Below are 18,888 nucleotides of genomic sequence, written 5' to 3'. Positions count from 1 at the left end.
CGGATAGGCTTTTTGTTTTAGCTATCGAAATACATCTAAATTTACAAAACCTGTATCGTCAACATCGATATGATTAATAATATCCTGTCCAGAAAATAAGTTGCGTGTTTCTACCCCAATTTCAGTATCTTCAATAGTAATAAGATCATAATTTGTTGAATCATAAACTAGATGCTTATGTATATTGTCGCAATTGATATGGTACGCAGACGAATCTGCTGTATGAACTAACATCTTACCTCTACAAAATGAAGTTGAAAAATGAACGTGTCCCGAAAATATTGCTCGAACATTCTGTTCTTTAATTATTTCCATTAATTCAGTGCTTTCTTGCAAAATACTATATCGCATGTGATGAAGTGCCGGACCATCCAGTGGATGATGCATGAAAATAATTGCTTCCTTATTGGGATTCTCAGCTAAATTTTCACGCAACCAAATAAGTTGATCTTGACCAAGATAACCTGGCTCATAGTTATGAAATTTCGTATCTAAAAAATAAAAATCGATATTAGGTGTTGGAATAGAGTAATAATATTTTTCTCGCAGTGGCTGCTTTAAAAAACCTTCGAAAAACGCGGGTGTATTATCGTGATTTCCCAAAACAACATTAATAGGAATATTTAATTTATCCATATGATGACTTAAAACTTTAGCCAACTTGGAATAGTCTTCAGAACTGCCACCATGAATCAAGTCCCCGGTAATCGATATCATATGTGGACGTTCGTTCATCAAACGAATATCTCTAAAAATGGTGTTTAATTTTAAATACGGATCAATCTTTTGATGTTGTGCCGGATGTGACCCGTCAGGTGTTAAGTGCATGTCTGTAATTTGAGCAATCTTAAACTTACTCATGATCAACAATTCCCCAATTGTTAACGAATATCAATAACATAAAATCCCCCTATTAATGGCTAGAAGATAATCATATCTAATTAATGTAAATAATTGGTATAGACAATGTAAAGTTTGTGTATAGTTTGGTTGGGGGTTGGTTCTGGGATGCCGTCTCCAGAGCTGAGAAATATTCTTCGGCTGTGCGGGACGGTCCGAGCCTCAGTGCGGTCTCGGGCCTCGGTTCCTACGATTAGTCAAGTAGGATATCTAAAAATGAGTGTATAACAAATAGTACTTCATAACTTGCATTTTAAATTATGGAGGTAAGTGTTAATATTCAATTTAGAGATATCAGTTTATCTCTGTGGACTTCGAGTCCGTATATGCGTAAGCATATTTCTCTCTATGTTCGATCATAGAGAATAGACATTTCAGTGTCTTGTTCATACAAGCTACTGTGGCAACCTTATCCTTCTTGGGAACGGGTTGCTTTTTTAGTTTGTAATAGTAATCCACAATATGATTAGGTGCCGCTGATTGTTGTTTGATCATGTTTCTTACTGCGATGAATAGTAGTTCTCGTGCTTTAGGATTCCCTCGTTTGTTTATATGATCCTTTCGCAAATACTGACCTGATTGATATCTAATAAGATCTATCCCTACGTATGCATTCAGTTGATTCGCATTATCGAATCTAGTGAAGTCACCTATCTCACCCAATAACATAGCGGCTGTCATCTGGCCGATACCTGGCATTGAAGAAATAATCTCAAAGTCAGGAAGTTTCTTTGCCATCTCAATCATTTGCTTTTTCAACTTGTTCTTTTGGATAGTCAAATTGATTAATAGACGCGAATAATATTGAACTTCTTGCACTTGAATATCGTCTACATGTACTGCAGGGGAACTGTTCTTAGCAAGACGTAATAATTTATCTGCATATTTTAAAGCATTGTCTTTTGATATGAACTTATTGGTCTCGCCTATTAAAGCATTCTTTAGTTTTGTCCTTGAAAGCCCTGAAATCAAATCGGGATGAGGAAATGTATTTATTGTATTCAGTGCTAGAAACGATGTTTTCTTGGCAAAGAAATGCTCTATCTCCGGGAAAGTCTGCTGGATTTCATTATGTAATTGTAAATTATACAACTTACGAGAATTCTCAACTTTCTCATAGAACCGACTCAGTTCTCTTAGTTTTAAATATTTTTCATCTTGAAATTGAACCAACCGATAGTGATTATTAAAAGCACTCAATGCAATTTTATGTGCATCTTTATCATCGGTTTTAACCCGACGTAAATTCTCGGTTTTAAGATGTAGCTCAAGAGGATTTAGAAGGGCATATGGAATTTTGTTCTCTCTGCAGAATCTCTCAATGGGACGGGAATATATACCTGTCGCCTCAAAGTAGAATGTTGGATTGGTTGCACATTTAACGGTGGCACATAATCTATCAAAGCCTAACTTGTTGTGTTGAAAATTAAATTCAGTAACACAGCTATCATTACGGTAATAGACACAATAGCTGTGTCCTTTGGAAACATCTAAAGCAATTATATCTGACATGATTATCACCTTTCTAAAGCTGTCCGTATCAACACTTCTGATCTCATTTCCTATACACGGACTCGAAGTCCCACAGCCTAAAACCTGATTAGAGAAATGAAGATAACGGAGACCATTTTTGAATGCGGACTATTATGTCCCGAGGCCCATGATCGGTCTTAGCTTTACCTTCAGTGTACAAAAAAGTTCTGAGTAAAGAATATTTACTCAGAACTAATCTTAGGTTGTTTTGGTGCCTTGCGGAGTTCTCGCAAGTCTCCAAACTCGCCCTGTGAAGTAATGGCTTTCGCCATTTCTTCACTTTCACTGCCTTCGAATATTTCTCAGCTCTTCCGACTAATTTCAGCAATAACAAGTTTGCAATTTGTGCGTAGTCTTTAGTAAATAAATTGTTGGATTTTCATTTTCATCAAAATCCCATCCTACTGCCTAAAAATCCAAGTGAACTAATCAGTGACAAATGTTCACAAATATTTTTTCATTATTATTATTGTGTTAGAATTTTAGATATAATCATTTATGAGTATTACCGTTTAAATAAAAATGTTTCCTTTAGTATTTATTTGCTGTATACTCACTAATCAGACACTACAAAAGAGGGTCTAGTACTTAATTAAATTTAACGACTACTTCTATCACCGTCTTACGGTGGTATTTTTTTTGAGGTCGTCACTCATGAGGGGGGGGAAATATGGAGCATAGGAAATCTATTTATATTTTAGTATTTAGTAACTTTTTGATTTGTCTTGGAATTGGGTTGGTGATTCCGGTCACCCCGTTTATTAAAAATGAATTTCATTACACAACTTCTGATATGGGAGTCATGACTTCACTTTTTGCCTTTGCGCAATTCATTGCATCCCCTATTGTCGGACGCATTTCAGATAAAATTGGTCGTAAACCTGTTATTGTTGTTGGTTTAGCAACTTATATGGTTTCGGAGATCATTTTCGCACTGGCAACTACTTTGCCACTATTCAATATTTCCAGAATCATCGGTGGTTTGTCTGCCGCTATGGTTGTTCCAACTTCAATGGCTTTAGCATCAGATCTTACAACTCTTAAAGAGCGTGCCAAAGTTATCGGTTGGCTTTCTGCAGCATTTAGTGGTGGATTGATATTAGGTCCTGGTATTGGTGGAATGCTCGCAGGAATTAGTTACAAGACACCATTTTGGTTTGCTGCTGCATTAGGCCTTGTTTCAGCAATATTTACTCAAGTATTGTTACATGATGCCGACAAAACTGTGCTTGAAGCTGATGTCGAAAAGGCTCAATCTAAAAAATCGGGTTCATATCTTTCAATTTTGACAGCACCGCTAATAATTTTATTCACGATGATTTTAGTATCATCATTTGGTCTCCAAGGATTCGAAAGTATCTACAGTATTTATGTTAATCAAGTGTTCAACTTTGGAATCGGAACAATTGCAACCGTGTTAATTTTAAACGGGATAATTTCCATGATCCTACAAGTAAGTATGTTCAATTGGTTGGTTAACAAACTTGGTGAGGTCAAACTTATTGGTTACTGTTTCTTACTAAGTGCAATTTCTGTAGTTTGGATATTATTCGCTAAATCAACTATTGAAGTAATCATCGCAACTTTGATTGTGTTCTCTTCATTCGATTTGCTCAGACCGGCAATCACTACCTTGTTAACAAAAGCAGGCAGAGCTGATCAACAAGGTTTAATCAACGGTATGAATATGTCACTAACATCAATTGGTAACATCGTTGGACCATTGATTTCAGGTGCATTAATGGACTGGAATCCACATTCACCATACACAGTCGTAGCCGTAATTCTAACCTTGTCATTCTTCTTCACATTCATTGTTAGGAAGTTTCCAATCACAGTTAGTGAAAATTAAATATTACATATGATATAATTAAATAAATTTATATACACCGCCGGGTGTCAAATTTAAAAAGAGTACTTCTAATAATTCCGTTAGGCCAAAGTAGGAATTATCAGGGGCACTCTATTTTTTTTGGAGGAAATTATTATGAATTGGATTTATTTAATAACAGCGGGATTGTTCGAAGTTGTGTGGGCAACTTTTATGAAATTAAGCCACGGATTTTCAAAGTTAGACTACACAATTTTTACAATACTAGGAATGATTGTCAGTTTCATATTACTGGCAAAAGCAACAAAATCATTACCTTTATCAATTGCCTATCCCATTTGGACTGGCATTGGAGCAGTTGGCTCAATCATTGTTGGTGTTACCTTTTTCGGAGACAAAATTGGTGGATTAACCTGGGTATTTATCGCACTTCTGCTCGTCAGCATCGTCGGTATCAAGATTACAACTAGTTGATACACTAGTATTTATAAATGTTATGAAATTTATTATTGAAAATAACTTTCATAAAGCCTAATATTTTCATCAATTACTATTTGGTGGGTGATTTTATGACGCAAGCACGTGCTAACAGAAATCTGTTATTAGTTGCTTTTATGTGGGGAACTAGCTATACATTTATCAAAATGGCAATTGCTGGAAATATGCCTCCCTCTGTAATCAATGGTTTGCGGGGACTTATTTCAGCAATCTTAGTCTATATATTTTTTCATAATGTTGTAAATGACATGACCTTAGAAGAGCTTAAACTAGGATCCATTGCAGGTTTATTAAATTTTGTCGTCGTACAACTCCAATCAACAGGATTAGAGTTCACAACTTCGAGCAATAGTTCCTTCATAACCGCAACTTACGTGATATTTTTACCCTTCATCACTTGGATATTCTTTGGAAAAGCTCCACCTAGAAAAATATATTTATCAATAGTAATTTGCATGGTTGGAATGTTATTTTTAACAAGAATAGTCTCTAATGGTTTCGAACTTCACATCGGTGATACGTTAACTATCCTTACTGCAATAGTATTTGCCGGACAGTTAGCTTATTACAGCTTTGCAATGAAAAAAGTTCGTCCACAAAATATTGCATTTTTACTTGGGGCAGCCCAAGCAGTATTTGCCCTATTCTATTCATTCACAATCGACTTACACAAATTACCCCAAATAAATTGGCAACAATCCATCGTACCAGTAATTATTCTAGGAGTAGTAGCAACCTTCGCTGCCCAAACATTACAAGTATATAGTCAAAAATACACCGACACAGTAACTGCCGGACTAATATTAATGACTGAATCATTATTTGCCAGCGTAATTTCAGTAATATTCGGCCTCGAACCGTTAACAAGGCAACTAATAATAGGTGGAACCCTAATAATAATAGCAACATTAATAGCACAATTTGACCTAAGAGGAATAATAACAAGATATGTAGTAACCCAAAAAAGAGTCCATTTCAAAAAACTGAAATGAACTCTTTTTCTTTTGTATTAGCATAATATTTTTGTCCAAAACTATAGCGAGTGTCATAAAAAACATTCAATCGAATAACTCGGAAATGTCAGCACACCACCATTAGAACAGAACTAGTCTGGAGGTGGAGTACTGCGGGGAGCCAGCCGTGACTTCCTTGATTGTTCGTTGGCGGAGCCAACACCTAAACTGTTGCGCACAAGCTTCAGCTTGTACGTTCATTTTTCACTTAGCTCGGCCATAAGCCGAGGTTTAGTGAAATGTTGTAAAAAAAGACCGCACTTTGGCTTTTTTTCAACCCATAGCGTTCCGCCCCCGCAGTACGGAACCTCCAGACGGCAGTTAAAAGCGCTATACCAAACCTTGTGCCAACATTGCTTTTGCGACTTTTTCGAAGCCAGCAATGTTTGCACCGGCTTGATAATCCTTCTCTAAGCCGTACTCTTTATCAGCATCATCAGACATCTTGTAGATGTTTTCCATGATGTCCTTTAAACGACTGTCAACATCATCAAATGACCATGATAGACGTTCAGAGTTTTGACTCATTTCAAGAGCTGAAACTGCAACGCCACCGGCATTGGCAGCTTTGGCAGGTCCATAAATTACGTTGTTGTCTTTGTATGCTGCAATTGCATCAGAATCACTAGGCATGTTAGCCCCTTCGGCAACATACTTAACACCATCTTTGATTGCTAGTGCAGCTTGTTTGCCGTCAATTTCATTTTGAGTTGCACATGGCAAAGCAATATCATAATCGATGTCTAAGTCCCAAACTGAGCCTTCTGAATACTTGGCTGTTGAAATTTTGTCTGCATATTCTTTGATACGTCCACGTTCTACTTCCTTGATTTGTTGAACTGTCTTCAAATCAATTCCGTTTTCATCATATACATAACCGTTTGAATCTGAAACCGTCACAACTTTAGCACCATTTTCTGTAGCTTTTTTAAGTGCATAAATGGCAACATTACCGGAGCCAGAAATCTTAACCTTCTTGCCCTTCAATGAGTCGCCTTGACCTTTGATCAATGCGTCTAAGTAATAAATTAGACCAAATCCAGTAGCTTCAGTTCTTGCTAAACTACCACCATATTCAAGGCCTTTACCAGTTAAGATTCCATTTTGTGAACCATTGAGACGTTTATATTGACCATACAAGTAACCAATTTCACGTCCACCAACACCAATATCACCAGCTGGAACATCCAGATCTGGTCCGATATGACGTTGTAATTCTGTCATAAAGCTTTGACAAAATCTCATAATTTCTGAGTCTGACTTACCCTTAGGGTTGAAATCAGATCCACCTTTACCACCACCAATAGGTAGTCCGGTTAAACTATTTTTTAAAATTTGTTCGAATCCCAGGAATTTTACAATACTTAAATTAACACTTGGGTGTAAACGCAATCCACCTTTATAAGGTCCGATTGCTGAATTGAATTGCACACGGAAACCACGGTTGACGTGATAGGCCCCGTCATCTGATTGCCATGGAACTCTAAATTGGATTGCACGCTCTGGCTCGACTAATGAACCCAAGATATTGGCTTTTACGTATTCTGGATGCTTAACCAATACTGGTTTTAATGTATCCAATACTGTAAATACTGCTTCTTGAAATTCAGGTTGATTAGGATCTCGTTGTGAAATTGTTTCCTTTAAGTTCTTAATATAAGCTTCAACGTCTTCTGCCATATAAAAATACCTACCTTTGAAAAATCAAAATTTTACCTATTGTTTGTTTATTTAAACAAATAGATTAATGACATTATACCACCATATTAAAATGCATGACTTTATATTAGAAAAAAACTAATGTTTAAATATGTTGACACAGTGTCACCTTTTATTTATAGTGTGATTAATGACACAGTGTCACACCTAGGAGGTCATCATGGTATCAACAACTTTTGAAAATTTAAACGAAGATAAAAAAGATAAAATCACAGCTGCACTACTCAAGGAATTTTCCACACATCCCCTTTCTGGTAGTAAAGTTTCAAGGATTGTCGAAGGCTCTGGAATCGCACGGGGAGCATTTTATAAATACTTTACCGACTTAACTGATGCATACGATTATATTTACAAAATTGCTATTAAAAATGTTCATGCAGATTTTTCACACGATCCAAATGTCCATTACACACCTAAGGATTATATGAAATCTGTTTCAAATTTTGTTAATCAAGCTGGTGATAGTGATTACTACAACTTAATAAGAATGCACGTCACTACAAATGAGGCATTATTGGAGCATCTTAAACGTGAACAATTTAGTGAGATCACATTAAAGGCGCATCTGGATGCAAATACATGGGCGAATGCAGTTTTAACACATGAAACTATCAAACTAGCCTTAATCTATCCCGAGTCAAAAGACGAAATTCTTAAAAGATACTTCGACGCATTAACAATATTAGACGCACAGGAGATGAGCTAAATGTACTTAGCACTTAAAGAAATCAAACACGAAAAATTAAGATATGGATTAATTATTGCAATGATTGTTTTGATTAGTTATTTGATATTTGTTTTAACCAGCTTGGCATTAGGTTTAGCAAACGAAAATACTGAAGCAATTGATTCTTGGGATGCAAACAGTGTTGTGTTAAACAAGGATTCTAATATAAGTTTAGGTCAATCATTTATATCTAATGATGAAGCGGACAAAATTGACATGACTAATAAAGATGCATACCTGGGACAAGCTTCTGTTGTCGCCAAGGCAAGTGGTCACGAGCAAATTTCTTCTAGTTATTTAGGAATTAATAAAAGTCAATTTATCTTTAAAGGTTTAAAACTTTCCAGTGGACACAAAGCTACTAAAAATTTCGAAGTCGTTGCTGATGAGCAGTTCAAAAATGACGGATATAAGCTCGGTGATAAAGTAAAATTAAATTCTTATGTTCATAAATTTACTATTGTCGGATTCACCAAGGGTGCAAAACTCAATGTTGCTCCGGTCCTCTACGGAAACATGAATGGTTGGACTGAGCTTAAAAATGCAGGAAATACATTCAAGGCAAGTGCTATTGTTTCGAAGAAAAATAAAGTCAATGTTGGTGACACTAACTTAAAGAGTTACACCATGAAAACTTTTATCAATAAATTACCTGGCTACTCAGCTCAAAACCAGACGTTTACATTCATGATTGCATTCTTAATGATTATTTCGTTAATTGTAATCGCAGTGTTCTTATACATCTTAACTATTCAAAAATTGCCTAACTATGCAGTCTTGCGTGCTCAGGGAATTCCTGCAAAGGTATTGGTCCAGACAACCATCTCCCAATCGGTTATTTTAGTGATTTCCGGATTAATTATCGGAACTATCTTAACGGTGGCAACGGCATTACTAATTCCAACTAGTGTGCCTATGAACTTCAACTTCCCTATTCTTTCGCTTGTAGCGGTGGGGCTGGTATTAACGAGTGTCCTTGGAGCTATTATTCCTGTTCGAACTATCTTAAAAGTCGATCCAGTGACTGTAATCGGAGGTTAAATTATGAGTACAATTGAATTAACAAATATAAATAAAGAATTTGGCAGTGGTTTAAGCCGTGTAAAAGTATTGAACGATGTGAATTTCAAGGCTAACAAAGGCGAGCTTGTGCTAGTTCTTGGTCCTTCTGGCTCTGGTAAAAGTACCTTTTTAACAATTACTGGAGGGCTGCAAACTCCCACTTCAGGAAATGTTGAACTCAGTGACAAAAACATTGAAACTATTGCAAAGAAGGATATGGAAAATCTTCGTCTAAAAAAGATTGGCTTTGTACTTCAAGCCTATAATCTTGTACCCTATTTAACAGTCAAAGAGCAATTCACATTAGTTGATAAGGTTAAGAAAGACGGTAATCTCACCAATGATCAATTGATGGAATTACTAAAAAAGCTAGAAATCGATGAGATCATCAATAAATATCCTGCTGAGCTTTCTGGTGGTCAAAACCAACGTGTGGCAATCGCCCGCGCACTCTATGCCGATCCAGAAATAATTTTAGCAGATGAACCAACTGCGTCACTTGATACTGGTCGTGTTGATGAGGTTGGTGAACTCTTACAATCTTTGGCAAAGGCACAAAATAAAGCTGTTGTAGTTGTGACTCATGATCTTCGTTTAGAAAATTATGCAGATAGAATTTATGAAATAATGGATGGTCATATGACTGAGAAAATAGATTAAATTTTGGGAACGACATTAATTTGTCGTTCTTTTTTATTAGATTTTAGTGGACAAAGTCCATTAATTGATTATAATGGACTTTATCCACTAAATTAGGAGCCAATATGCTATCACTTAAAGAAATCGCAACCATCCGTTCTTTTAATAGAAGATACACAACTGTGTTGGGTTTATTAAACAAACAAGTTTTTGATACCACGCTCAGTTTTACTGAAGCCAGAGTCATGCAGAAAATTGCTGAAATTAGTAACATTACCCCAAAAAATATTGCAACATCATTAAACTTAGACCCCAGCTACACTAGTAGAATTTTGAAAAAGTTAAATAAGTTGGGATTGATAATCATCACCCAATCAACCATCGATGCCAGATCAAAAATACTAACCCTATCATCGAATGGGAAAAAACAAGTTAAGGTTTTAGATGATGATTCAAACATTCAAATTCAAGATTTGATAGCTAAACTGAATGCAGATGAACAACAACGGTTATACCAGTCATTCTCAACTATTCAAAAACTATTATTTAAAGAGGAAAAGTAAATTATGTGGGAACTTAAACAATTCAAAGATATGTCAAAAGAGGAAGTATTTAAAATGTACAAGCTAAGATCGGAAGTATTTGTTGTTGAACAAACTCGAATCTATCAAGATGTCGATGACACCGATTTAACAGCCTGGCACCTACTCAATTTTGACGAGGACAATCTACTTTCGTATGCCAGAATTTTTCCAGAGGCTGAACACATTTCTTTTGGCCGTGTCGTAGTTGCAAAACAAAATCGTGGTAATGGAAATGGTGCTAAACTTGTTCAACAAATTCTCGATACAATCAAAACTAAATTTCCTGGTAAAAATATCGAGATTCACGCTGAAGATTATGTCCAACATTTTTATGAAAAATTTGGTTTTGAACGAGTTGGTGATGTGATAACTTTCAATAATTCTCCACATGTCAAAATGATTCTTAATAATTAGCACGCTTACAAATGTTGATGTGTCGACTTTTTAATTTCCAGATTGTAATGATTCTTACATATTAATCATTAATACCTATTGAATATTTCACAAAAAGCTTTATGATTAAATATAGATACTCGAAAGGAGAATATTTATGTTTATTAACAAAGAAATACCTGACTTTAATGTCAAGGGTTACCAAAATGGTGAAATCAATGATTATACTAAGCAAGATTTAATGGGGAAATGGTCAATCATTTTCTTCTATCCTGCTGATTTCTCATTCGTATGCCCTACTGAATTGAGTGAATTACAAGATGATTATGAAGAATTCAAGAAGAACAATGCTGAAGTTTATTCAGTTTCTGTTGATAGTGAATTCTCACATAAAGCATGGGCTGACGCTACTGATACTATCAAGAAGATTCAATACCCAATGCTTTCTGATCAAACTCATCAACTTTCAAACTACTTCGACTTGTTGGACAGCGAAAGCGGTCAAGCATATCGTGGTGTCTTCATCGTTAATCCCGAGGGTATCATCAAATCATATACAATTAACGCAATGGGAATTGGTAGAAATGCTGATGAAATTCTCAGAACATTGCAAGCAGCTCAATTTGTTGCCGAAAATGGTGACAATGTATGTCCTGCCAACTGGCATCCAGGGGAAAAGACAATCAAGCCTTCAACCGATTTAGTTGGTAAAATTTAGTCCGTTGTAAAATTGTATGTTGTATACAAAACATCATTTACGTCATTTATTAATAATCAGTATTGCTGTTATCATGCAGTGATACTGATTTTTATTTTATTTCAAAAAGGCGACTATCGATTGATAGTCGCCTTTTGTATACACTATTTTGTTAGTTTAAAACTAGTTTCAACCAAACTTAATAATTCTTTTTCAGATTCTATTTCTTCAACATCAACAGTCAACCAATGTATCTTGTCAAAATGCTTACCTGGTAAAATATATGGTTCTGCTTCAATTAACTCCGATGCAACCGCTGGATTGGATTTTAAATCAACGTATAGCTTTTCATCTTTATGATAAATTAAGGCAAAAATCTTTTTGTTATCTTTGCGATGAATTGCATAAAAAATCATCTTGCTGTGCGTGAAATTATTGAATGGTTCATCCACCACAACATCCCTATTCAAACTAATTAATTTGATCAAATCTTCTCTCGTTAATTGCATCTTTTGCCAGCTCCTCAAACATCACTTAGATTCAGTCTAACCCAGTGACAATTGAGTATTCAAGCTTTCCTAATTTAGTTGCACCAACTTTGTTGTGGTCATCACCAAAATCCATTTGCCATAAATGGTTGTCTGTTTGAATCTTATTTTTGGAGCAATATGAATTCAAGATTTCCAGTCCATGGACTATGCCATCACCGGTATTCTCAACATAAATAGATAAATAGTTTCCGCTATCCTTTTTCATAACCGGAATAAAGACTTGCTTCGAATCGACAATGGTCTCTTTCAAAATTCTAAAGCCAGCATCTGCATAACCTTGTGGGTTTGTTACTGGTAAATCCGTCAGAAAACCGGAGTCACCTGTGTACATGACAGCCAGTGAATCTAATTGCTTATAAAACTCTGAAAACAACTCGGCAATTTCTTCCTCAGTACACGAGACTGTTTGACGTGAACACCAGAAAAATTTGTCAAAGCCTTTTTCAACTGAGGGTTGATATAAAGTAACATTTTTATCGATCGGCTTTTGTTCGATACGCTGATCGATGACAGTCTGAATATGTTCTAACTCATGTATTTTACTATTAACTCTAGCTTGAGCGTGCAGCAATTTTTCTGAAGTCGTACCTTCAGTATTCTTGATCTCCCTAATCTCATCGACTGACATTCCCAATTTTCTGAGTCCGAGAATAAACATCAAATCATAAAGTTGATTGTACTCATAATATCGATAACCAGCATCTGTTTTCCCAGCAGGAGAAAAGACGTTTTGTTCATCGTAATAAATTAGTGTTCTTCGAGTAGTACTAGCTAGCTTAGCCATCTCACTTATCTTTAACATTTATTTACTCCTCTCAAATCCAGCTAGTCATTTGAAACAATTACTTGTCCTAAAGGACGATTCTTTTCCATAACATAACTTTGTGCGTCTTGAATCTCATCGAGTTTGAATACCTTAGCAATCGGAATTTCCAAATGATTCTTATTAATTAAATTGAACATTTCTTTGACCAATTTTTTATCAACAGCGGTTGAATCATAAACTGTAGCAAATTTTCCGGCAAGGTTTGTAAATGGATCGAATTCTTTCCAAATCCACTGACCAGTTACCATGCCGACTAAGCTGTAAAATCCACCTTGCTTAACGTGTGACAAGGTATCAATGGACGTTGTTACACCAATCAAGTCGATTGCATTATCAAATGTCTTATCAGTTTGCAATTTTCCATCTTGATCCAAAATTACATCTGTTGCGCCAAGTTTAGTAAGTTCTGGTTCACGAGCAGCTTGTCTAGTAGTGCTTCCCACGGTCAATCACATGGCTTTTGCTAAAACTAAAGCTGCCATACCAACTCCAGTTGTTCCTCCACGAACTAACAATGATTGTCCTTCTGCTATGTTTATTGATTTCAAAGCACCAAATGCTGTGTAAAATGTTTCGGGAATACTTGCCAATTCAGTCCATGATCCATCAAAATCAACCGGATAAACTAAATTGTCAGGAATTAATGCATATTCTTGGTAGCTTCCATCAAAGGCACGTCCAAGTCCACCATTGAATGAAACAATTTTTTGACCCTTTTTCAACTCACTATTTTCTGCGGGTTGATAAACCTCACCAACAGCTTCAACACCAATTACTCTTGGAAACTTAACTGATGGAGAACCACCTTCACGTGTCAAAACTTCATATCTATGTACAGTGAATGCATGAATTTTGATGACTGTCTCATCTTTAGTAGCTTCGGGAATTGGGCGTTCCTTAATGTCTAAAACTTCTGGTCCAACGGCTTTTTCAATTACAACTGATTTCATAATATTTGCTCCCTTTTGATTTATTAACTAAATACACTATAAACCGTACCGTCACGTGACAGTCAAATTTTATTATAAAACTTATTGTTGACTGTACTGTCACGTGACAGTTTACAATTATTACTGTGATGATATTGGAATAATATTATTTTTCCAATGTTAAAATGAAGTTAACTTTAAATAATAAGAAGGTACATTATGGGAATCAGGCATAAAAACTATATTCCGGATAACATCGAAGTCCGTGGTGCGAATGCCAATAACTTAAAGAACCTCGACATTGACATCCCACTTAACTCATTCGTAGCGATTACAGGTGTCTCTGGATCTGGTAAATCTTCGTTAGCAATGGATACCATCTACTCTGAGGGAGCAAGAAAGTATCTTAACGCCCTATCAACTTATACACGTCGTCGGATTGCCCAAGTCGGTCGTTCCGATGTTCGTGAAATCAAAAATCTACCATCAACGATTGCTTTGAGACAGCGCCCAACTGTCCCTGGAGTTCGTTCAACAGTTGGTACAATGACTGAGAGCTTGAATATTTTGAGATTAATGTTTTCTCGTCTTGCCTCAGTTGAATGTCCAAATGGACATCGTCTCGATCCTACTTTAAAAATTTCTGAAGTCATGGATCTATCACCATCAGATGATGGCATGGGAGTGATGACTTGCCCTACTTGTGGCGTTAAATTCATGGTTTTCGGTGCTGAAGACTTTGCCTTCAACTCAACTGGCGCATGTCCTACTTGTGAGGGTACCGGTGTTACCAAAGAATTGGAACAATCGAAAATTATTCCAGACGAAAATCTGTCTATTAAAGATGGAGCAATTCGTTCATGGCGTTTACCTGGTCGTTCACTCCAACAACCACTGGCTGAAAAGCTTGGCGTAAGACTAGACGTTCCATTTAAGGATCTAACCGCCAAAGAAAAAGACATCATTCTTCATGGAAAAGGTGTCAAACGTGAATTGATCGTACCCACCTCAAGTGGTAAGGCATTCAAATTAAACTCACTATACGAAAACGCTTTTGCGGCCGTTGAACACAGTTTAAAGAGTGCCAAAAACGAAAATACCTTGAAACGTCTTTCTAGATTTTATGACGTTAAACCTTGTCCAACATGCCACGGTAGCCGCTTTGATCCAAAACTATTTACTAACCAATTGGTTGGTAAAAATATTGCTGAAGTTAGTGAATTCACTATTAGTGAGCTACAAAAATTCGCCCAGCAAATACTTGATTGGCTACCTGAAGAAATGCAGTCGCTTGGCAAGAATTTAGTTAACGAGCTGCTCGACTTATTGACACCAATTGATGATCTTGGTCTAAACTATCTCTCATTGACTCGTGCAGGAAATTCACTGTCGACTGGTGAGTTGCAACGTATTCAGCTGGCCCGGACAATTCGTAATCAGATGACTGGTGTGCTCTACGTTCTTGATGAGCCAAGTGTTGGGCTTCACGCTGCCAACGTTAATGGGCTAATTAAGATTCTCAAGGAGCTTGTTCGTCTGGGTAATTCGCTGATTGTGGTTGACCACGATACTAGTATTATTGCTGCTGCTGACTACGTAATCGAGATTGGTCCAGACTCTGGTGCAGATGGTGGTAATGTGATTACTCAAGGTACTGTTGATGAAATCAAGCAGAATTCTGACTCTGTTATCGAACCATACCTCACTGGTACTGGTGATATTATTAGTTACCATCCCTCGAAAGATATTTTTGAAAAGGGCGAAATTAGTGTCGGTATCAACGACCGTTTCAACATTCATAATATGAAAGCTAAATTTGCGAAGGAACGGCTCAATCTTGTGTCTGGTATGTCTGGTTCAGGTAAGACTACTTTGATTTTTGACAGTTTGATTCCTGCCTTGAAACATGAAATCGACGGCGACCCACTACCAAGTTATGTAAACGAAATTGACTCTGGGAATATCAAGAACGTTGTCACAGTTGACTCCGTGCCTATTGGTAAAAATGTTCGTTCAACTGTTGGTACTTACACAAAAGTTTTTGATGAAATAAGAAAGCTATTTGCTAAGACTGATGCAGCAAAGGCTAAGCATTACACAGCAAGCCACTTCTCTTACAACAACAAGGAAGGTGCCTGCCCTAACTGTGGTGGTACTGGTGTAATTACCTTGGATATTCAATACTTGCCTGACATGGTTGAAACTTGTCCTGTCTGTGGTGGTAAACGATTCAAGCCTGAGATTCTTGAAATCAAATGGAACGGTAAAAATTTAGCGGAGATTCTCGACATGTCAGTCAAAGAGGCTCTACCATTTTTCAAAGATGATTCCCGTATCCATAATATTCTTGAAGTACTCGACAATATTGGACTCAGCTATTTGAAGCTTGGTGAAAGTACCCCTACTCTTTCTGGTGGTGAGGCTCAGCGACTCAAGCTCGTAACTTATATGAAGAAAAATCAAAAGAACCAACTATTTATCTTTGATGAGCCAAGTGTCGGCCTCCATCCAAAAGACGTCTCAGTATTGATAGACGTTATGGATCAGCTTATCGAAAATCATGCGACTGTGATTGTTATTGAACATGATCTCGACTTAATTTCTAATGCAGATTATATTAATGATTTGGGACCTGAGGGTGGAATTAATGGCGGAAAAATAATTGCCACTGGTACTCCAAAAGATATTTGTTACAATAAAGAAAGCGTTACCGGAAAATATTTGAAACAACATTTGAATCTTTTCGGTTTGCTATAAATTTTGTTTTAAGGGGAGAGTATCGATGAAAATTAACACAAAAATGGCTATTGTTTCTACCGCATTAGCACTATTTAGTTTGGGGATTGCAACTAATAATGCATCTGCTGCACCAAAGGCTAAAAATATGGTATCAGTTGAAAAAGAAATCAAGAAAGCTACACCAAAGCATCCGATTATTTTTTCACACCGCGGTAGCCCATATAACAGTCCTGAACACAGTTTCACTGGCTATGACCACGCTATTAAAGATGGTAGTCAATTTATTGAACAAGACGTTTGGCTCAGTAAAGACGGTAAACTCTACGTCACGCACGACGATAATTTGAAACGTACAACTGGAAAAGATATCAATGTTTCCACTTCTAACTCAAAACAATTAAACAAAGTTAAATTACGCAACGGTGAGCCACTTCACCAACTCAAAGATGTATTTTCACACTATAAAAATAATGTTCACTACATAATTGAAGCTAAGAAAAATGACGGTGACAATACTGATACTGAAAAAGCTTTAGCTACTCAATTAAATGATTCTAAGATGAACAAAAACGTTATTATCCAAGATACTGATGTAAATGGTATCGAATTACTTCACAGTTTCAAGAAACAACACAATGTTCCTTTCCTATGGTTGATGGAAGCATCAGGCGAAGATCAATATTTGGAAGAAATTAAGTCAGCACCTACTTATATCAAGTTCTTGTCTCTTGATGCTGAACAAGCTACTCCTAAGATTATGAAGGCTATTAATAACAAGGGCATGCTTTCTGATTTGTGGACTATTAATACTTACAACGATACTTATAATGCTGTTAAGGTTGAGAAGACTGATAGCTTGTTCACTAATAATACTAAAGAAACTAAGCAGTTGGTTGATGATTGGAAGTAGGGGTTAGTGGTTAACTGCCGCCTGGAGGTTCCGTACGATGGGCGGCGGAACGCCATGGGCGAATCCATAAGCCAAAGTGCGGTCTTATGGATTGCCTTGCTGTAAGGCCGGCCGATGCCGACCCAACAGCAATTTCACGGCTGGCTCGCCCATCGTACTCCACCTCCAGGCTAGATATCGATGAACTGAACAATCTGGTTTTGCTTCGTTGATATCTGCATTCCTGCAGTCGTGTCATTACTTAGTAATCAATACTCAGTCACATTACTCATTAACGATTATTGATAACAAATAGATTGATTTTTGGTCAGTTCTTCTTTTGAGGACTGGCTATTTTTTACCAAAAAGCTCTAAACATGGATGCACGATCATTCCTTGTTTAGGGCTTTTCTAAATTGATTATTCATTGTTGTTATCGTTTCTATTAAATTTATTACGGTTCTTCTCAAAGAAGTCTGCGTAAACTTTTACTTCTGGTAACTCATACCAATTCTTTGTGGTTACTGGTACTGAATCCAAATCATAGATTTTTGCATAATCTAACGATAGTAGGAATGGTGAGTGGGTTGCAATTATAAACTGACAATTGAAAAATCTTGCACTGTCATTTAGAAATTTTACTAGTTCTTGTTGTTTTGCTGGTGATAAGGAATTCTCGGGTTCGTCTAATAGATAGAGTTGATTATCTTTTATTCTTTCGGTAAAGAAATGCATTGCGCTTTCTCCGTTGGATCTCTCTGTTACATTTTTTTGAAGGTGTTCACGAACATATCTTGATTGTGTTTTCCTGCGCATTTCGATGGTCTTTTTCAACTCATCGTAATCGCTTAGATCATGGTACTTGAAGTCACCGAATTTATGACTCAAATAATCCTCAAACATTTCTTCACGATTATTATCTATCCCCTGGTTCAATGCGCGTAGGTTCAACATGTAATTGAAGATCTCATCGCTTGTGATTATTGAAGAATTCTCGGGCAATAATTTGTGTGAAGTATAAGAACACATGCTCAAATACTTCTTAAAAAATCGAGCACGATTATATAAGGTGCCCCGTTGTAATCGAAGTTTTTCAGCGATAATGTTCAACAATGTTGATTTACCAGAACCATTGTCTCCATATATTATCGTAACGGGTTCAAATGTGAAGTGACTAATCTCTTTATTGGGAAATGTTTGAAATGGATAAAAGTAACTGGAGGCACGGCTTTTTAGTTCTTTGAAAAAATGACATTCCATATTTTCATCAAGCAAAGTAAAATCCTCTAAGTGAACTACTCGGCACTTAAGTGCCAAGCTTCTAGGAACACATGACTTGCCGTTGGACATTTCAGCCC

Annotated in this window: 19 protein-coding genes; 11 read left to right on the top strand and 8 right to left on the bottom strand. The window is 36.6% G+C overall.

From position 1 onward, the window contains the following. Nucleotides 1-21 precede the first annotated feature (21 nt). Together ABM34_RS12630 and ABM34_RS12625 are read right to left on the bottom strand one after the other, a co-directional pair. Nucleotides 22-861, bottom strand: a complete 840-nt coding sequence (locus tag ABM34_RS12630; RefSeq protein ID WP_048706233.1) for a metallophosphoesterase family protein — start codon at nucleotides 859-861, stop codon at nucleotides 22-24. A 333-nt stretch (nucleotides 862-1,194) separates the two neighbouring features. Further along, nucleotides 1,195-2,412: an IS110 family RNA-guided transposase gene (locus tag ABM34_RS12625; RefSeq protein ID WP_048706231.1), complete on the bottom strand. Its 1,218-nt coding sequence runs from the start codon at nucleotides 2,410-2,412 to the stop codon at nucleotides 1,195-1,197. Nucleotides 2,413-3,103: 691 nt separating this feature from the next. On the opposite strand from ABM34_RS12625, the gene ABM34_RS12620 reads away from it, so the two are divergent. The 3 genes from ABM34_RS12620 to ABM34_RS12610 all read left to right on the top strand — a co-directional run bounded on the left by ABM34_RS12620 (nucleotide 3,104) and on the right by ABM34_RS12610 (nucleotide 5,754). Next, entirely contained in the window at nucleotides 3,104-4,285 is a 1,182-nt protein-coding gene (locus ABM34_RS12620) for an MFS transporter (RefSeq protein WP_048706230.1), read from the top strand. A gap of 135 nt (nucleotides 4,286-4,420) precedes the next feature. Then, a complete protein-coding gene (locus ABM34_RS12615) occupies nucleotides 4,421-4,738 on the top strand; it encodes a DMT family transporter (RefSeq protein WP_048706228.1) in 318 nt (105 codons plus the stop codon). Between the two features lie 95 nt (nucleotides 4,739-4,833). Further along, nucleotides 4,834-5,754: a DMT family transporter gene (locus ABM34_RS12610; protein WP_048706227.1), complete on the top strand. Its 921-nt coding sequence runs from the start codon at nucleotides 4,834-4,836 to the stop codon at nucleotides 5,752-5,754. 351 nt (nucleotides 5,755-6,105) lie between these two features. Here the strand turns inward: ABM34_RS12610 and gdhA are convergent, their stop codons facing one another. Further along, nucleotides 6,106-7,455: an NADP-specific glutamate dehydrogenase gene (gene gdhA, locus ABM34_RS12605; protein WP_048706225.1), complete on the bottom strand. Its 1,350-nt coding sequence runs from the start codon at nucleotides 7,453-7,455 to the stop codon at nucleotides 6,106-6,108. 199 nt (nucleotides 7,456-7,654) lie between these two features. On the opposite strand from gdhA, the gene ABM34_RS12600 reads away from it, so the two are divergent. The 6 genes from ABM34_RS12600 to ABM34_RS12575 all read left to right on the top strand — a co-directional run bounded on the left by ABM34_RS12600 (nucleotide 7,655) and on the right by ABM34_RS12575 (nucleotide 11,617). Continuing rightward, on the top strand, nucleotides 7,655-8,200 hold the full coding sequence (locus tag ABM34_RS12600) for a TetR/AcrR family transcriptional regulator (protein WP_064505423.1): 546 nt from the start codon (nucleotides 7,655-7,657) through the stop codon (nucleotides 8,198-8,200). Next, a complete protein-coding gene (locus tag ABM34_RS12595) occupies nucleotides 8,201-9,262 on the top strand; it encodes an ABC transporter permease (protein ID WP_048706224.1) in 1,062 nt (353 codons plus the stop codon). Nucleotides 9,263-9,265: 3 nt separating this feature from the next. Further along, on the top strand, nucleotides 9,266-9,943 hold the full coding sequence (locus ABM34_RS12590; protein WP_048706222.1) for an ABC transporter ATP-binding protein: 678 nt from the start codon (nucleotides 9,266-9,268) through the stop codon (nucleotides 9,941-9,943). Between the two features lie 104 nt (nucleotides 9,944-10,047). Then, nucleotides 10,048-10,485 (top strand): MarR family winged helix-turn-helix transcriptional regulator, encoded by a 438-nt coding sequence (locus tag ABM34_RS12585; protein ID WP_048706221.1) that lies wholly within the window; start codon nucleotides 10,048-10,050, stop codon nucleotides 10,483-10,485. A 3-nt stretch (nucleotides 10,486-10,488) separates the two neighbouring features. Continuing rightward, complete coding sequence (locus ABM34_RS12580) at nucleotides 10,489-10,920, top strand: GNAT family N-acetyltransferase (RefSeq protein WP_048706219.1); 432 nt, start codon at nucleotides 10,489-10,491, stop codon at nucleotides 10,918-10,920. Nucleotides 10,921-11,056: 136 nt separating this feature from the next. Continuing rightward, nucleotides 11,057-11,617, top strand: a complete 561-nt coding sequence (locus ABM34_RS12575) for a peroxiredoxin (protein ID WP_048706218.1) — start codon at nucleotides 11,057-11,059, stop codon at nucleotides 11,615-11,617. 143 nt (nucleotides 11,618-11,760) lie between these two features. On the opposite strand, the gene ABM34_RS12570 is transcribed toward ABM34_RS12575, so the two are convergent. Genes ABM34_RS12570 through ABM34_RS13420 form a run of 4 tightly spaced genes read right to left on the bottom strand, consistent with a single transcriptional unit; the run spans nucleotide 11,761 to nucleotide 13,923 of the window. Beyond that, nucleotides 11,761-12,105: an MmcQ/YjbR family DNA-binding protein gene (locus tag ABM34_RS12570; RefSeq protein ID WP_048706215.1), complete on the bottom strand. Its 345-nt coding sequence runs from the start codon at nucleotides 12,103-12,105 to the stop codon at nucleotides 11,761-11,763. A 31-nt stretch (nucleotides 12,106-12,136) separates the two neighbouring features. After that, entirely contained in the window at nucleotides 12,137-12,949 is an 813-nt protein-coding gene (locus tag ABM34_RS12565; protein ID WP_048706213.1) for a MerR family transcriptional regulator, read from the bottom strand. Between the two features lie 23 nt (nucleotides 12,950-12,972). Further along, nucleotides 12,973-13,416 (bottom strand): zinc-binding dehydrogenase, encoded by a 444-nt coding sequence (locus ABM34_RS13425; RefSeq protein WP_232298599.1) that lies wholly within the window; start codon nucleotides 13,414-13,416, stop codon nucleotides 12,973-12,975. 6 nt (nucleotides 13,417-13,422) lie between these two features. Next, complete coding sequence (locus ABM34_RS13420; protein WP_232298598.1) at nucleotides 13,423-13,923, bottom strand: alcohol dehydrogenase catalytic domain-containing protein; 501 nt, start codon at nucleotides 13,921-13,923, stop codon at nucleotides 13,423-13,425. Nucleotides 13,924-14,121: 198 nt separating this feature from the next. On the opposite strand from ABM34_RS13420, the gene ABM34_RS12555 reads away from it, so the two are divergent. Both ABM34_RS12555 and ABM34_RS12550 read left to right on the top strand, forming a co-directional pair. Continuing rightward, nucleotides 14,122-16,659, top strand: a complete 2,538-nt coding sequence (locus ABM34_RS12555) for an ATP-binding cassette domain-containing protein (protein ID WP_048706212.1) — start codon at nucleotides 14,122-14,124, stop codon at nucleotides 16,657-16,659. Nucleotides 16,660-16,684: 25 nt separating this feature from the next. Further along, the gene (locus tag ABM34_RS12550) at nucleotides 16,685-17,551 is read left to right on the top strand and encodes a glycerophosphodiester phosphodiesterase (RefSeq protein ID WP_048706210.1); all 867 of its coding nucleotides are present in this window, start codon (nucleotides 16,685-16,687) and stop codon (nucleotides 17,549-17,551) included. Between the two features lie 399 nt (nucleotides 17,552-17,950). Here the strand turns inward: ABM34_RS12550 and ABM34_RS12545 are convergent, their stop codons facing one another. Next, nucleotides 17,951-18,880 (bottom strand): AAA family ATPase, encoded by a 930-nt coding sequence (locus tag ABM34_RS12545; RefSeq protein WP_048706209.1) that lies wholly within the window; start codon nucleotides 18,878-18,880, stop codon nucleotides 17,951-17,953. Between the last annotated feature and the right edge of the window lie 8 nt (nucleotides 18,881-18,888).

Origin of the sequence: Companilactobacillus ginsenosidimutans, from assembly GCF_001050475.1 — a bacterium.
GTDB classification, from domain to species: Bacteria; Bacillota; Bacilli; order Lactobacillales; family Lactobacillaceae; genus Companilactobacillus; species Companilactobacillus ginsenosidimutans.
The sequence above is the reverse complement of the archived record's forward strand: the minus strand, read 5'-3'. Positions and strand labels throughout refer to the sequence as shown.

Bases quoted from the DNA above. Each gene is read 5' to 3' on its own strand.
- ABM34_RS12600 (WP_064505423.1), top strand. From the start codon at position 7,655: ATGGTATCAACAACTTTTGAAAATTTAAACGAAGATAAAAAAGATAAA.
- ABM34_RS13420 (WP_232298598.1), bottom strand. From the start codon at position 13,923: ATGAAATCAGTTGTAATTGAAAAAGCCGTTGGACCAGAAGTTTTAGAC.
- ABM34_RS12620 (WP_048706230.1), top strand. From the start codon at position 3,104: ATGGAGCATAGGAAATCTATTTATATTTTAGTATTTAGTAACTTTTTG.
- ABM34_RS12570 (WP_048706215.1), bottom strand. From the start codon at position 12,105: ATGCAATTAACGAGAGAAGATTTGATCAAATTAATTAGTTTGAATAGG.
- ABM34_RS12565 (WP_048706213.1), bottom strand. From the start codon at position 12,949: ATGTTAAAGATAAGTGAGATGGCTAAGCTAGCTAGTACTACTCGAAGA.
- ABM34_RS12615 (WP_048706228.1), top strand. From the start codon at position 4,421: ATGAATTGGATTTATTTAATAACAGCGGGATTGTTCGAAGTTGTGTGG.
- ABM34_RS12595 (WP_048706224.1), top strand. From the start codon at position 8,201: ATGTACTTAGCACTTAAAGAAATCAAACACGAAAAATTAAGATATGGA.
- ABM34_RS12545 (WP_048706209.1), bottom strand. From the start codon at position 18,880: ATGTCCAACGGCAAGTCATGTGTTCCTAGAAGCTTGGCACTTAAGTGC.
- ABM34_RS12575 (WP_048706218.1), top strand. From the start codon at position 11,057: ATGTTTATTAACAAAGAAATACCTGACTTTAATGTCAAGGGTTACCAA.
- ABM34_RS12590 (WP_048706222.1), top strand. From the start codon at position 9,266: ATGAGTACAATTGAATTAACAAATATAAATAAAGAATTTGGCAGTGGT.
- ABM34_RS12580 (WP_048706219.1), top strand. From the start codon at position 10,489: ATGTGGGAACTTAAACAATTCAAAGATATGTCAAAAGAGGAAGTATTT.
- ABM34_RS12555 (WP_048706212.1), top strand. From the start codon at position 14,122: ATGGGAATCAGGCATAAAAACTATATTCCGGATAACATCGAAGTCCGT.
- ABM34_RS12625 (WP_048706231.1), bottom strand. From the start codon at position 2,412: ATGTCAGATATAATTGCTTTAGATGTTTCCAAAGGACACAGCTATTGT.
- ABM34_RS12585 (WP_048706221.1), top strand. From the start codon at position 10,048: ATGCTATCACTTAAAGAAATCGCAACCATCCGTTCTTTTAATAGAAGA.
- ABM34_RS12550 (WP_048706210.1), top strand. From the start codon at position 16,685: ATGAAAATTAACACAAAAATGGCTATTGTTTCTACCGCATTAGCACTA.
- gdhA (WP_048706225.1), bottom strand. From the start codon at position 7,455: ATGGCAGAAGACGTTGAAGCTTATATTAAGAACTTAAAGGAAACAATT.
- ABM34_RS12630 (WP_048706233.1), bottom strand. From the start codon at position 861: ATGAGTAAGTTTAAGATTGCTCAAATTACAGACATGCACTTAACACCT.
- ABM34_RS12610 (WP_048706227.1), top strand. From the start codon at position 4,834: ATGACGCAAGCACGTGCTAACAGAAATCTGTTATTAGTTGCTTTTATG.